This window comes from Flavihumibacter sp. (assembly GCF_036676075.1).
Lineage (GTDB): Bacteria > Bacteroidota > Bacteroidia > Chitinophagales > Chitinophagaceae > Flavihumibacter.
The window spans coordinates 1,161,234-1,173,899 of record NZ_JAKFDQ010000007.1; the positions used below are offsets into that span (position 1 = coordinate 1,161,234).

Consider the following 12,666-nt stretch of genomic DNA (forward strand, 5'->3'; position numbering starts at 1 on the left):
AAAAAATTAAATTAAAAATTTACCCCAAATTGTTACAACATAAAGATAAATAATAAGCGTAATTAATTCCCCAATACGGGGATTATTAATCAAAAATGAAGAAACCGAGCTTTCTATATCTTCTTATTGGGTTCATTCTTACCCTCACGGTATTGATATTTTTTACTATTTCGAGCTATGAGCGGTTGAATACCATGATCTCCTATTCAGACCAGGTAGAAAAAACGTTCAGGGTCATGAATAAAATGGAGGGTTTAAACAGCCTGATGAAAGAGGCAGAAACGGCGGTACGCGGTTATATCATTACCCGGGATAGTATTTACCTGGAGCCTCTTACTCTTGCCAAAAATGAAATTCCAGCCACATTTGAGGAGGTCAAAATGTTAGTGGCGGATAATGACGTACAGCGAACGAGAATGGGGCTGGTACAAAATGCGGCCAGGATGAGGATCCAGGTATTAGAATCTTCCGTGCATATGGTGAATGAAGGAAGCTATGATTCGGTTAAGAATGATCACATGATGCAGGGGCGCAATCTTATGGAGAGCTATAAGTTGGGCATGAATAAGATGATGGAGTATGAGCGGAAACATTTGGTTGATAATTACCAGCAAAAAGATATTTACCAGCGCATGGCACCTACCATGTTCCGTTGGGTTTTCGGGTTGGTTGGGTTGGCATTTCTGATCCTGTTCATCCTTTTGCTGCGTGAATTTTTTAAGCGGTTAAAATACCAGGAAGAATTACAGCTGCAGCTGATGGCGCTGAAACAAAGTCATGCTGAACTAACCCAATTGGCCTTTGCCGCTTCACATGACCTGCAGGAGCCGGTCAGAAAAATACGCACTTTCTCAGACAGGCTCATCATCAAACAAAAGGACATGCTGGATGACGATAGTAAAAAGATCATTCAGCGCATAGATGTTTCCGCACGGAGGTTACAGGGAATGTTAGAAGATGTTTCAGGTTATATGAATCTCATAGATTCAAGAGAGAAAAAGAAACTTGTATCACTTAAGAAAATAATAGAGGAGGTGAGGGATAATTTCAGGGAGAGTATTTCACAAAAAAATGCAACGATAACAATCGGGAATATGCCTGAATTGTGGGTTTATCCGGCGCAGGTAAGAAGTATGTTCAGGGCACTTATAGATAATGCATTAAAATATTCAAAAACGGGTCAATTGCCTGCCATAACCATTTATAGTGAACAAATAGAAGGCCGGCGGCTGGGAAATGCGGTTCCACATCTTGATAAAACCTATAATGCAATAACAATTCAGGATAACGGAATTGGTTTTGATAATGAATTCCGGGACAAAATTTTCCAGATTTTCAGACGTTTACATACCCAGGAAAATTTTAGTGGTAAAGGAATTGGGTTGGCCATTTGCCAGCGGGTAATGGCCAACCACAATGGTGTTATAATTGCAGATGCGAAACCAGGGGAAGGAGCAACTTTTACTTTGCTATTTCCCAGGGACTGAGCTTCGAAACCCTCTCCCTGATTTTGTCGATTGTATTCAACACTGCATCATCCCATCGCGCTGATCTGGATGACTCTGTAATATGTCCTTCATTACTGACAAGACGGAACATTGCAACCTTGTCCGGTTCCTGGGTATTCGCATTCTTATCATCAAATAGGTTAAGCTCCATTCTTTGTATTGAACTGGTAAGTGATTGAATCATTTTCATTTTTTCAATCATTAATTCCATCAGGGAACAAAGTGCGCGAGGGTCTGTAATACTGCATTCTAATTTCACATGGATGTTGTTTTCCATTGCAACTGTTTTAGGTGTGTATTACAAATAGAAAAACCGTACCATTATTAACAATGCCCAACTGGCACGGTTCTTTAACATATAGGAAAATATTTATTCATTCACCTTAAAGCTATAAGTTATGTTACGCTGGACACTTATTTTTCTCGTGATCGCTTTGATAGCAGCTGTTTTTGGATTTACAGGAATTGCTGCAGGAGCTGCAGGTGTTGCTAAGATCCTGTTCTACATTTTCATAGTAATATTCCTGGTATCATTGATCATGGGAATGCTAAAAAAGGGGTAAATTATACCCAATTCAGGCTGCGCCTGCACTGGAATTAAAGTATTAACGTAAAAAAGGCGCTGCGGTGCCTTTTTTAAATTTTATGACAGACAAGATCTATATACTGGTAGCTGAGGATGATGCGGATGATCGTTATCTGCTGGAGACTGCATTTGCAGAGAAGGGATTCAAGGAGAAGCTCACATTTGTAGAAAACGGAGTTGAACTTATGGATCATTTGAAGCGGATTCATCCAGGAGCCAGTTCAACGGAAGGCCCCCTACCTTGTTTTATCATGTTGGATCTCAATATGCCAAAGAAAGATGGCAGAGAAGTTTTGAAAGAGATCAAGGAAGATCCCCGCTATAAAAAAATACCTGTTATCATTTTTACCACTACCAAGAATGAACAGGAGATAAGCAGATGCTATGAGTTAGGGGCTAATACCTATGTAGTAAAACCAGTGGGGTTTGAATCATTACTTCAAACCATTGAGGACATACGAACTTATTGGTTTAAAACTGCCAGAAGGCCACAATAAAAAATTCCGGAATCATTTCCGGAATTTCTCTGAGATCTTGTCAGTAATTGCCTGGGCCCAAATCCTGGCTTTCCCCGAGAGGATGTTTGATGACATAACTCTCATGGCTATGGGCATTAGTAACTTACTTACCATGCCCGCATTTCTAAATAATGTTTTTCTAAGAAGTACATCTATTCCCATTTCAACTCCCAACTTAAGGAGTGGTTGGGCTGCGGGTTTATTAGTTACAGACGCAATGGAACTGAAAAGATTTGTTACAGGCTGGGCCTGTTCACGAATCAATGCAAGATCTGATTTGATTTGGCCCCGCTGATGTAAAACAAGTGCCTGAAGCCTTTGTTTTTCCTCTTGCAGGGAATTATAATCTGTAATATTATTAGTCATATACATTTCTTATAATGGTGTTTCGTATCATGGGAAATACCATTTGCTTGCGCAACAGGATAAAGATCATAAGGATGAGTGCGTATGCACCACCCACTATAAAGAACCCTGCTTTCATATTTTGCATGGTTTCACCAATCCACCATGCCAATCCAATTCCCAGGAAGAAGAATACGATCAGGCCAAAAAATGCAACAGCCAGCGCAACGAAACCTGCTGAAGCTGCTTTAGTGGCTTTTTCTGTGGCATTGACCACGGTAAGTTTATAGTAAGACTCCAACAGATCGCCGGCGTGATCCAGCAGATCTTCGGCAGTAGATTTAATTGCTTCCATATCGATAGTGTTTGAATGGAAAAAGTACCGCACAGAATTTATTATTCTCTGTGCGGTATTATGTTATCAGCTCATTGTGTTCTTCGCCTTGTTCCACTCTGCACCAGCCTGGTCAGCAACATCTTCCGCGTGAGCGGCAACAGTGTTCTTGATGTCTTTAAGATCTTTCTGACGTGCAGTAAGCCAATCAGTGAATTCGCTTGCCCAATCGCGGGCACCTGAGGCGATTTTCTCTCTCATGTCACAACCTTTTTCAGGTGCAACAAGCATTCCGATAGCAACTCCGGCAGCCGCAGCTCCCAATACTCCAAGTACAATTTTTGATGTAGTAGTCATAGTGATAAATTTTAATAGTGAAAATTTTAATCCTTTATAAAAGGGGTTAAAACTTCGTGCCACGGTAATTGTTATTATCTTAGAATTTACAATCTCAGACCAGGGCAACTTAGCGGGCAATAAATTTCCCAATAAGGTGCTGTAAAACAGGATCTTCCCTTTAAAATGAATGGCATTGTATTTAGACTATATTAAATATGGATATTTTGAAAAAGATATTGATCGTTGATGATGAGGAAGATCTGTGCATGTTACTCAAGATCTATTTTACCAAAAAAAAATACGAAGTCTCTGTTGCAAACACCTTATCGGAGGGTCTACAACAGGTGAATAGGTGGAACCCGGATATTTTATTTCTTGATAATAACCTGCCTGATGGATTGGGGTGGGAGAAGGCTCCGATGCTTCTGGATGAAAATCCCAAACTGAATATTCTCCTCATCAGCGCATTTCATCCCACTGTACCTGACAACTCTCATCCCGACCGTCTAAGAGTTATTGAAAAGCCTTTCTCCCAGCAACAACTAAACGCACTGAATCTTTAAAAAAAAAGTGCCTGGCGAACCAGACACTTCCCTTTTACTTTAAGCAAGAAAGCTTACTTTATCTCACTATAGTCTTTAAATAATTTAACCGGATTGTCTTCTGCCAGTTTCCGGTAGTTCTTCCAATCATTGTTGAAAAACAGGTTGATTTTTTCTACTGCATTTCCTATTTCCTGCTCCGCTTCTGTTACCATTCTTTCTTCATCGGCTCCAGGTTTCAACGCTTTGGCACTGATATACCTGTTTGCCTGTTGATATACCGACATGGGTGTTGGAGGCTGCTGCGGACGACCGTATCCCTGTCTTTCAATTGACTTTCCATTAACGAATTCCCTTAATTTCTTTATATCATCCTGTATCTTTTTACCTGCTTTTTTTAGAGTGTCGGCATCTTTTCCTGTAATATCTTTTAATTGGGCATCCATTTTTTTGGTGATTTCCTCAGCCTCCGTTAGTCTGTCCATCCCTTCTATTAATTTATCGGCACTTCGTTGCAATCTTTGTTTCAGATTTTGTTGCGCCAGCAAAATTTCTTTTCTGTCACCCATTCTCGGATCAGCGTTTACCCTCACCATTGTGCTGTCTTTTTGCCCAGCCAGTTCTACAACTATCTTATATGTTCCCGGAAGAACATCATCGCCTCCCTGCTCAGGTGCATTGGGTCGGGGTTTAAGTGAGCCCAGTCTGCGGCTGCCTTTTCTTTCCATACCCCAGTAGCTCCTGTTATACCCAGAATCGGCTTTCCATTTCAGATTTCGGATAAGGTCATTATTCTCATCATAAATCTTAACCAGCACTGTATCCGCCTTTTTGCGGGCTGTGGTATCGAGCATTCGTTTATCAACATGATAAGTTATGGCTGCTCCCCTCCTTCTGTTTTCTGCGTCCCAAAGTCCCCATGTACTCCACTCATAGCCGGGAGCATTACGGAATTCTGCCTGGTAGGCCAGAGGGGCTTCAAATACTGTAAGCGCCTTTTTTACTGGCAATCCATTACCAGCTGCCAGAGAACGTAGTGGCCGGATATCATCAAGCACCCAAAGGGCTCGGCCGAAAGTAGCAATTACCAGGTCGGCCTCTCTTTCCTGGATGGCAAGGTCATAAGTTGAAACGGAGGGATATCCATTTTTCCACTGCTGCCAGCTATTACCATTATTAAGACTTACCCAAAGGCCCTGCTCGGTACCGGCAAAGATGAGGTTTGGCTGTACGGGATCCTGCAAAACACATAATGCATAACCGGTCACCTTTTTTTCATCCAGCAGTTTTGTCCAGGTTTTTCCAAAATCGGTGGTGCGGAATATATAAGGGCGGAAATCGCCTCTGCGATAATCGTTGGCTACAACGAAGGCTTCACCGGCATTATGTCGTCCTGCCTGTATTTGTGGTATCCATGCCCCTTGCGGCAGGCCGGGGATCTTATTACTGAAATTAGTCCAGGTTTTTCCGCCATCTCTGGTAAGTTGAACATTTCCATCATCGGTGCCCACCCAGATAATTCCTTTCTCTTTGGCGGAGGGAGCAATTGTCAGGATTGTGCAGTGGTTCTCTGCACCGGTGATATCTAGACTTAATCCCCCGTTTTTATTCTGGTCGATCTTAGCGGAATCATTGGTGCTGAGGTCGCCTGAAATTGTTTCCCAGGTATTGCCTTTATTGGCACTTCGATGCAGATACTGGCTACCGAAATAGATCGTGTTATTATCAAATGGATCCTGTGCAATTGCTGCATTCCAGTTAAACCTTAATTGCGTCTGCAGGTTAGGGTTAGCAGGTTTTACAAACCAGCTTTCTCCAGTTTTGGTATTGTACCGGCCAACGTTTCCGCCCTGGCTCATGGCATAAACCCAACTTGCATCGTCGGGATCGGGCATCATATCAAAACCATCACCACCCCAGATACTTTCCCAATAATAATTTCGGATACCGCCATTGATCCATGTATATGCCGGGCCGCGCCAGGAGCCATTGTCCTGCATACCGCCCATTACATTGTACGGAATTTCGTTGTCAACATTTATATGGTAGAATTGTCCCACCGGAATTTTTTCATCAAAGATCCATGTCTTACCGAGGTCGCGACTGATTCCTATTCCACCGTCATTTCCATCAATGATAAACTTATTGTCTTTTGGGTGGATCCAGAATGCATGGTGGTCGGGATGAATTCCATTATAAGGAATGACCACTTTGAAGTCCTTACCACCATCTTCACTAACCCCGATCATCTGGTAAATGAGCCAGAGCCTGTTTTCATTCAGGGGATCTACGGCAATTTCCTGGAAATAGAAAGGACGGTTTGTAACCCATTGGGGGTCACTATTAATAAGCTTCCAATTGTAACCACCATCATCGCTTCGATACAATCCGTTTTTGGTAGCCTCGATCAAAGCATACACAACGTCAGGATTGCTGCGTGATATAGCCAGTCCAATGCGTCCGTAATCACCTTCGGGAAGACCATTCTCCTTACCCAGTTTTTTCCATTTGCCTCCACCATCCAATGTCATATAAAGACCGCTGCCGCTGCCGCCGCTGTGAAAACTCCATGGTGTGCGGTAATGATGCCACATTGCGGCAAACAATTTATTAGGATTAGAAGGGTCCATGATCATGTCGCCGATACCTGTACTATCATTGGTAAAGAGGATTTTGTTCCAGCTTGCACCACCATCGGTAGTTTTAAAAACTCCCCGATCGGGGTTAGGGGCATAAGGATTTCCAATGGCCCCTGCATAAACGGTATTAGGATTAACCGGGTCAATTATAACGCGGTGGATATTCCTTGTTTTCTCCAGGCCCATTTTCTGCCAGCTTTTACCCGCATCGAGGGTTTTATACATTCCTTCGCCTATATTAATGGAGTTCCTTGGATTACCCTCACCTGTGCCCACCCAAACCACGTTGGGGTTGCTCTGTTGGATAGCAATAGATCCAATATTAAGTATGGGTTGCTCATCAAAAACCGGCTTCCATCCCGCTCCTCCATTATCAGTTTTCCATACGCCACCAGATGCAGCGCCGATATAAATAGTTGAAGGGTTGTCAATGACGGCATCAATGGCGGTGATACGACCGCTCATTCCAGACGGACCGATATTTCGTGGTTTCCAGTTTTTAAACTGGTTTATATCAAATCCTGCCTGCTGAACAGGTTCAGAAGGCTTCTTCCGCTGTGCGTCAGCAGAAAAAGCGGTGGCTACCAGCAGGCATCCTGCCAGTACAGATTTTCTCATGAGTGTCATGTGCAAAGTTTTGTAAGGGGAAATTTACTTGATATTGGGTTTTTACCACTGTAATTTTTATGAATGGCATATCTTAGTGTTGAAACAATAATAAAACCCGTTTACATGAAGAAAATGAATTTACTGCTGGCAATGGCCGGCTTATTTTTTGTGAGCAGCTCAATGGCGCAAACCAAGTGGAAACTCGACAAAGGTCATTCTGTAGTTCGATTTTCGGTTAGCCATATGGTTGTAGCCGAAGCGGAAGGAACTTTTAAAATGTGGGATGGTACTGTTGAGCATACCAAGCCTGATTTCACTGATGCCAAGGTTAATTTTACAATTGATGTGAATTCCATCAATACGGATAATGAGCGTCGCGATGGTCATTTGAAGAGTGATGATTTTTTCAATGCAGAAAAATTTCCCACCATTAAGTTTGAAAGCACTTCTATGCAACTTGTGAGTGGCAACAAATACAAACTGAACGGAAATCTTACCATCCGCGATGTTACCAAGCCGGTAACTTTTGATGTGACCTATGGAGGACAACTTGCCGGCGCGCGTGGTACCAAGGCTGGTTTCAAGGCAACTACTACCATCAATCGTTTTGATTATGGTCTGAAATGGGATCGTGCTACAGAAACCGGTGGTCTGGTTGTTGGGAAGGATGTGGAGGTAAGTGTAAAGGTGGAGCTTGATGAAGTGAAGTAAACTAAGTGTCTGATATAAGAAATAAGAAAAGCCCCTCGTCCAGGAGGGGCTTTCTCTTTCACGCTAACCGTAAAATTTTCCAGATAATGTCCAAATCAAATATTAACAACCGTACGAAAAATCTCTTTATTTAGGGTTTAGGGGCTTCCTCTTTTCAGCTTGCAGGCGGCTGGTTGCCTGCTTGCTGAAACAAAGATGCAAACTCTTTTTTAAGCAAAAGAACGCATTCGCTCAACCGGATTAATTTGTCGATAAACGGTATTAAAACGCTTTTTTATCACCTGTCTTTCCTTTTTTATTGAGGTGTTTTTCGAGGAAATCAAGCGTAACCTCCGCTGCCTTCATCTGGTTTGCCTTCTTCATAAAGCCGTGTCCCTCATCAGGGAAGAGCACATATTCCACGGGTTGACCATTCTTTCTTGCACCAGCAACGATCTCATCACTTTCAACCTGTAATACCCTGGGGTCATTGGATCCCTGTAATACCAGCAAGGGTGTTTTGATCTTTTCGGTATTGAAAAGCGGTGAAATATTACGAAGACGAACACTGTCTGCTGTTGATGGATCACCCATTTCCTGGTACAGTGCTTTCCGGAAACTTTCCCAGTAAGGTGGTATACTGCGCAGGGTTCTAAGCCAGTTGGTAACACCATAAAGATTCACTCCAACAGCAAACTCCTGTGGGTACTGGATCAATCCGGCCAGGGTCATGAAGCCACCATAGCTACCACCATAGATTCCAATCTTGGATGGATCGATATAGGATTGTTGGGCAAGCCATTTCTTACCCCATACTACATCTTTTAGGTCTTTGTCACCATGATTCTGATTATCCATCGCGAAAAATGATTTACCATATCCACTACTGCCGCGGTTGTTGACTGCAAGGATCGCATAACCATGGTTTACGAAATACTGGATTGATTGCGAATAGCCCGCCATGCTTTGTCCGCCTGGCCCACCATGAACCCAAACCAATGCCGGCACTTTATTAGTGGCAGAAGCGCCATGAGGTTTGTAAAAAATGGCAGGTATATCAAGTCCGTCAAATGACTTGAACCTTACAACTTCGGCATCTACCAGGTCGGCAGGATCAATTTCAGGGTTAAGGGAGCGGGTGAGTCGCTCAAGCTTATTTGATGCCGGTTCATAGAACCATATATTAAGCGGATTGCGGTCACCGGCTACTCCCAGCAGCATTCTTTCTTCCGATGGTGAAAAGCTGACGTAGCGGACACTTCCATCGGGTACGTTAGGAAGTTTTATTTCCTTACCTGAAGCATGGTCAAACAAACGGCAATTCATCCGGCCATCTTCATTAAGGTAAACAGCCCGGTATTTTCCATTACGGCTGATATTCATTCCCTCGATATCCCAATTGGTAGCCAGTAGTTTAGAACGATTTCCTGTTGCGAGGTCATATTTTACCAGGTAAGTGAATTCATTTCCATCATTGGTAGTATAGTAAAATGCACTGTTATCAGGATCAAATCCTGTTGGAGAATAATTTGCAATGCCGGTATCGGCAGAAATTTTTGTGAGTTTACCCGATGCGAGTTCTGCCAGGTATAGTTCGGACTGGTCGGTGGTAATTGCTTTTACTAGAGTAAGCCATTTTTCATCCTTACTGATATCACCTGTGTTAAGTGCCGAGTCATTCTTGTAGATAAGAGTGGGTTCCCAACTACCCTTTTGCATTTTATAAAGATCAAAGGTTTTAGGATCGCGTTGGTTGGTGCTGAAGTAAAAAGCATCTCGACTTTTATTCCAACCGTCGAAGCCGGCTTTAACTTTATCGCCGGGGGTAAGGTCTTTTGTGGTTCCATCGGCCTTAAGCAGATAAATATGATTGTTTTCATTCCCGCCCTGGTCGGCAGTATAAAGGAGATCATTGGTACCCGGAACAAATCCGAGTGAGAAATAAGATTCTTTTTCAGATTTGGTCACCGGACTAAGTGCTTTAGCGGCCAGGTCCATTTTGTAAACGTTGAAAATTCCAGTGCTGTTTTCACTGAGAACAATTTGTTTTTCATCATCATGGAAAGAGGCGCTGTTATAATTGACTGTTTTGTAAAACTGTTCAATTGTATACTGCTTCACTTTGGCAGACCGGGAGGCCTTTTGTTGGGCAGCAAGGGAAAAGCAGAAGAACTGTGCGGCAACCAGTGCCGGAAGTAAAATATAATTCCGCATAAGCTAAGGTGTTTTAAGACCCTTAAGTTACGCCACAATCTTAATCATATTAAGTTTACCCATCATTTAAATAGGCCGGTTGTCATAATAGGAGCCGTTGGTTTTTACTCGCCTTTGTTCCCTTTATAAGTCTTCTCGGCATCTTTCGCTTTTTCAAAGTCGAGAATAACTCCATTTATACAATAGCGTAGTCCTGTTGGAGGAGGGCCGTCTTCAAACACATGGCCAAGATGGCTTTTGCAGCGCCCGCATGTTACCTCTGTACGTTGCATTCCATGTGAGTTGTCGGGAGTATAGATGATACTGGTTTTGGAGATGGGCTGGTAAAAACTCGGCCATCCGCAACCGCTGTCAAATTTGGTATCGCTCTTGAACAGGGCATTGCCGCAAGCAGCACAATAATAAGTTCCAACTTCTTTGAAGTCTTCGAATTTGCTGGTCCAGGGCCTTTCAGTGCCTTTCTGGCGGGCGATCTGGTATACTTCCTGGGGCAAGATTTTTTTCCACTCCTCTTCGCTCAGATTCAATTTTTCTGTGGCGTTCCTGTCATACACAGGATTATTGCGGGTGCTATCCATAGTCTTTTTTTCTTTATTAGGTGATGACTGCGAGAAGCTGCATTGCTGGAATACAACAAGGCATAATAAGAGGGCACAATATCGCATCATAATTGACATATTTTAATAACAAACCTACGCAGGCAAAGTTGCATCGGATTGCTTTGTCAATCGATTGAAATCATTTTATGGGGTATTTTTAACACACAAGCCTTAAATTTGAACCTCATCAGGACAAAGCAAGCATGTTCAACTTAATTCTATTTGGCCCTCCCGGAAGTGGAAAGGGCACACAGTCAGAAAGACTGATAGCCCGTTATGGATTGAAGCACCTTTCAACGGGTGATATCCTGCGTAGTGAAATAGCCAATCAAACAAGGCTTGGAATGGAGGCTAAAACTTTAATGGATCGCGGTGAACTGGTACCCGATGAAGTGGTGATAGGAATGATCAGGTCGGCATTGGATAATAATCCGGAGGCTAAAGGGTTTCTTTTTGATGGCTTCCCGCGTACCAAGGCCCAAAGTGTGGCATTGGATACCCTGCTCTCAGAAAAGGGGGAGGGCATCAATGTAGTACTGGCACTGGAAGTAACAGAAGAGGAGCTAATTAAAAGACTTTTGAACCGCGGACTAACGAGTGGAAGGACCGATGATGTTAATGAATCGGTGATCAGGGCCCGCATTGCCGAGTACCATAAAAAGACATCTTCGGTGGCAGATCATTACCGTGAATTTGATAAGGTTGTTGGTGTGAAGGGAGAGGGTACGGTTGATGAGATCTTCGATGCATTGTGCGAGGAGATAGAAAAACGCAAAGTAGCCTAAGGCCTATGCATAATTCAAAACTGGAATTCCTTCTTGAGGAATTCCCCCGGCTGTTGCTGACCTTGCCTCCTGATGCACCTGGCAAATGGGGACTCATGAACGCACATCAGATGGTGGAGCATTTTATTGATGCTGTGCTGGTGGCGGCGGGAAAGATCCCTGTACCCCAACTGACCCCGGAAGATAAGCTTCCTAAGATGAAGGCATTTCTGTTCAGTGATATGCCATTCCAGGAAAACACTAAGAATCCATTGATAAAAGATATTCCACCTGCTCCCCGGCTGGCAGATATGGAAACGGCTGTAAGCGAGTTAAGACGTGCATTCAAAGCATTTATTGAATCATATAAAGAGGATCCGGCAAAAGAAATTATCAACCCGTTTTTTGGGCCTCTTGATTTTAATGGCCAGCAACAACTGCTGCATAAGCATGCCCTGCATCATCTCAGGCAATTTGGGATTGATGCCTAAAGTCTCATTGAATAGTTCACCTATTTTTTGAAGATGGAGTCGGCGCGTTGAATGCTCGAGAGAATATTATTTTTTACTTTCTCAACTTTATCCTGTTCGGTCTTGAGGTACTCTAACCGGAGTTCCGGATTATCTTTTGCAGAGTCAGAGTTGAATTCTTCCATCCAGGTATTCATACTGTATTCTGCATAGTTGAGATCTTCCTGGATATCCATAAGCGTTTGTTGCCATTGTGCCTTATTTTCGGAAGATGACAATTTATTAAGGCTATCAAGGCTGCGTTGCGCCTGTTGCTGAAGGCCTCTCAACTTTCCCATTTTTGCCATGCCGATATCATGGCCTTCCATAACCAATTTATACAAGCTGTCTTCAGGCGTTTTTGCTGTTTCTGAAAAACCATCTTTTCTTTCCTCTGATTCGTTTGCACCATCATTACACGCTGCCAGGAGGCAGCAACAGGCTAAAAGAATGGTCAGTTGCTTCATATA

Annotated in this window: 15 protein-coding genes; 7 read left to right on the forward strand and 8 right to left on the reverse strand. The window is 43.0% G+C overall.

Annotated features, from left to right (window positions below; translation table 11 throughout):
• Window positions 1-95: 95 nt before the first annotated feature.
• Window positions 96-1,487, forward strand: a complete 1,392-nt coding sequence (locus V6M43_RS07815) for a sensor histidine kinase (protein WP_332733979.1) — start codon at window positions 96-98, stop codon at window positions 1,485-1,487.
• Here V6M43_RS07815 and V6M43_RS07820 read toward each other — a convergent pair.
• Window positions 1,462-1,785 carry a hypothetical protein gene (locus tag V6M43_RS07820; RefSeq protein ID WP_332733981.1) on the reverse strand — a complete coding sequence of 108 codons (324 nt, stop codon included), beginning with the start codon at window positions 1,783-1,785 and terminating at the stop codon, window positions 1,462-1,464. The two genes, V6M43_RS07815 and V6M43_RS07820, sit on opposite strands and share 26 nt — an antisense overlap.
• A gap of 121 nt (window positions 1,786-1,906) precedes the next feature.
• Between V6M43_RS07820 and V6M43_RS07825 the strand changes: the two genes are divergently transcribed.
• On the forward strand, window positions 1,907-2,071 hold the full coding sequence (locus tag V6M43_RS07825) for a DUF1328 domain-containing protein (protein WP_332733983.1): 165 nt from the start codon (window positions 1,907-1,909) through the stop codon (window positions 2,069-2,071).
• An 82-nt stretch (window positions 2,072-2,153) separates the two neighbouring features.
• Window positions 2,154-2,591 carry a response regulator gene (locus tag V6M43_RS07830; RefSeq protein WP_332733985.1) on the forward strand — a complete coding sequence of 146 codons (438 nt, stop codon included), beginning with the start codon at window positions 2,154-2,156 and terminating at the stop codon, window positions 2,589-2,591.
• Window positions 2,592-2,603: 12 nt separating this feature from the next.
• On the opposite strand, the gene V6M43_RS07835 is transcribed toward V6M43_RS07830, so the two are convergent.
• The 3 genes from V6M43_RS07835 to V6M43_RS07845 all read right to left on the reverse strand — a co-directional run bounded on the left by V6M43_RS07835 (window position 2,604) and on the right by V6M43_RS07845 (window position 3,648).
• Window positions 2,604-2,978 carry a hypothetical protein gene (locus V6M43_RS07835; RefSeq protein ID WP_332733987.1) on the reverse strand — a complete coding sequence of 125 codons (375 nt, stop codon included), beginning with the start codon at window positions 2,976-2,978 and terminating at the stop codon, window positions 2,604-2,606.
• Complete coding sequence (locus V6M43_RS07840) at window positions 2,971-3,312, reverse strand: phage holin family protein (protein ID WP_332733989.1); 342 nt, start codon at window positions 3,310-3,312, stop codon at window positions 2,971-2,973. Before V6M43_RS07840 ends, V6M43_RS07835 begins: the two co-directional genes overlap by 8 nt.
• Window positions 3,313-3,378: 66 nt before the next feature.
• Window positions 3,379-3,648, reverse strand: coding sequence for a YtxH domain-containing protein (locus V6M43_RS07845; protein WP_332733991.1), 270 nt, complete (start codon window positions 3,646-3,648; stop codon window positions 3,379-3,381).
• A gap of 206 nt (window positions 3,649-3,854) precedes the next feature.
• Here V6M43_RS07845 and V6M43_RS07850 point away from each other — a divergent pair, with 206 nt between their 5' ends.
• Window positions 3,855-4,193 carry a response regulator gene (locus tag V6M43_RS07850; RefSeq protein WP_332733993.1) on the forward strand — a complete coding sequence of 113 codons (339 nt, stop codon included), beginning with the start codon at window positions 3,855-3,857 and terminating at the stop codon, window positions 4,191-4,193.
• Between the two features lie 53 nt (window positions 4,194-4,246).
• On the opposite strand, the gene V6M43_RS07855 is transcribed toward V6M43_RS07850, so the two are convergent.
• Window positions 4,247-7,438, reverse strand: coding sequence for a VPS10 domain-containing protein (locus tag V6M43_RS07855; protein WP_332733995.1), 3,192 nt, complete (start codon window positions 7,436-7,438; stop codon window positions 4,247-4,249).
• Window positions 7,439-7,543: 105 nt separating this feature from the next.
• Here V6M43_RS07855 and V6M43_RS07860 point away from each other — a divergent pair, with 105 nt between their 5' ends.
• A complete protein-coding gene (locus tag V6M43_RS07860; RefSeq protein WP_332733997.1) occupies window positions 7,544-8,131 on the forward strand; it encodes a YceI family protein in 588 nt (195 codons plus the stop codon).
• A 261-nt stretch (window positions 8,132-8,392) separates the two neighbouring features.
• Here the strand turns inward: V6M43_RS07860 and V6M43_RS07865 are convergent, their stop codons facing one another.
• The gene (locus V6M43_RS07865) at window positions 8,393-10,324 is read right to left on the reverse strand and encodes a S9 family peptidase (RefSeq protein ID WP_332733999.1); all 1,932 of its coding nucleotides are present in this window, start codon (window positions 10,322-10,324) and stop codon (window positions 8,393-8,395) included.
• 104 nt (window positions 10,325-10,428) lie between these two features.
• Window positions 10,429-10,992: a peptide-methionine (R)-S-oxide reductase MsrB gene (msrB, locus tag V6M43_RS07870; RefSeq protein ID WP_332734001.1), complete on the reverse strand. Its 564-nt coding sequence runs from the start codon at window positions 10,990-10,992 to the stop codon at window positions 10,429-10,431.
• A 134-nt stretch (window positions 10,993-11,126) separates the two neighbouring features.
• On the opposite strand from msrB, the gene V6M43_RS07875 reads away from it, so the two are divergent.
• Together V6M43_RS07875 and V6M43_RS07880 are read left to right on the forward strand one after the other, a co-directional pair.
• Window positions 11,127-11,708, forward strand: coding sequence for an adenylate kinase (locus V6M43_RS07875; protein ID WP_332734003.1), 582 nt, complete (start codon window positions 11,127-11,129; stop codon window positions 11,706-11,708).
• Between the two features lie 5 nt (window positions 11,709-11,713).
• Complete coding sequence (locus V6M43_RS07880; RefSeq protein ID WP_332734005.1) at window positions 11,714-12,178, forward strand: DinB family protein; 465 nt, start codon at window positions 11,714-11,716, stop codon at window positions 12,176-12,178.
• A gap of 20 nt (window positions 12,179-12,198) precedes the next feature.
• On the opposite strand, the gene V6M43_RS07885 is transcribed toward V6M43_RS07880, so the two are convergent.
• Window positions 12,199-12,663, reverse strand: a complete 465-nt coding sequence (locus V6M43_RS07885) for a hypothetical protein (protein ID WP_332734006.1) — start codon at window positions 12,661-12,663, stop codon at window positions 12,199-12,201.
• Window positions 12,664-12,666 lie beyond the last annotated feature (3 nt).

Excerpts from the sequence above, each read along its gene's own strand:
- V6M43_RS07865 (WP_332733999.1), bottom strand. The coding sequence starts at position 10,324 with ATGCGGAATTATATTTTACTTCCGGCACTGGTTGCCGCACAGTTCTTC.
- V6M43_RS07820 (WP_332733981.1), bottom strand. The coding sequence starts at position 1,785 with ATGGAAAACAACATCCATGTGAAATTAGAATGCAGTATTACAGACCCT.
- V6M43_RS07860 (WP_332733997.1), top strand. The coding sequence starts at position 7,544 with ATGAAGAAAATGAATTTACTGCTGGCAATGGCCGGCTTATTTTTTGTG.
- V6M43_RS07845 (WP_332733991.1), bottom strand. The coding sequence starts at position 3,648 with ATGACTACTACATCAAAAATTGTACTTGGAGTATTGGGAGCTGCGGCT.
- V6M43_RS07885 (WP_332734006.1), bottom strand. The coding sequence starts at position 12,663 with ATGAAGCAACTGACCATTCTTTTAGCCTGTTGCTGCCTCCTGGCAGCG.
- V6M43_RS07855 (WP_332733995.1), bottom strand. The coding sequence starts at position 7,438 with ATGACACTCATGAGAAAATCTGTACTGGCAGGATGCCTGCTGGTAGCC.
- V6M43_RS07830 (WP_332733985.1), top strand. The coding sequence starts at position 2,154 with ATGACAGACAAGATCTATATACTGGTAGCTGAGGATGATGCGGATGAT.
- msrB (WP_332734001.1), bottom strand. The coding sequence starts at position 10,992 with ATGATGCGATATTGTGCCCTCTTATTATGCCTTGTTGTATTCCAGCAA.
- V6M43_RS07840 (WP_332733989.1), bottom strand. The coding sequence starts at position 3,312 with ATGGAAGCAATTAAATCTACTGCCGAAGATCTGCTGGATCACGCCGGC.
- V6M43_RS07875 (WP_332734003.1), top strand. The coding sequence starts at position 11,127 with ATGTTCAACTTAATTCTATTTGGCCCTCCCGGAAGTGGAAAGGGCACA.
- V6M43_RS07815 (WP_332733979.1), top strand. The coding sequence starts at position 96 with ATGAAGAAACCGAGCTTTCTATATCTTCTTATTGGGTTCATTCTTACC.
- V6M43_RS07825 (WP_332733983.1), top strand. The coding sequence starts at position 1,907 with ATGTTACGCTGGACACTTATTTTTCTCGTGATCGCTTTGATAGCAGCT.
- V6M43_RS07835 (WP_332733987.1), bottom strand. The coding sequence starts at position 2,978 with ATGACTAATAATATTACAGATTATAATTCCCTGCAAGAGGAAAAACAA.
- V6M43_RS07880 (WP_332734005.1), top strand. The coding sequence starts at position 11,714 with ATGCATAATTCAAAACTGGAATTCCTTCTTGAGGAATTCCCCCGGCTG.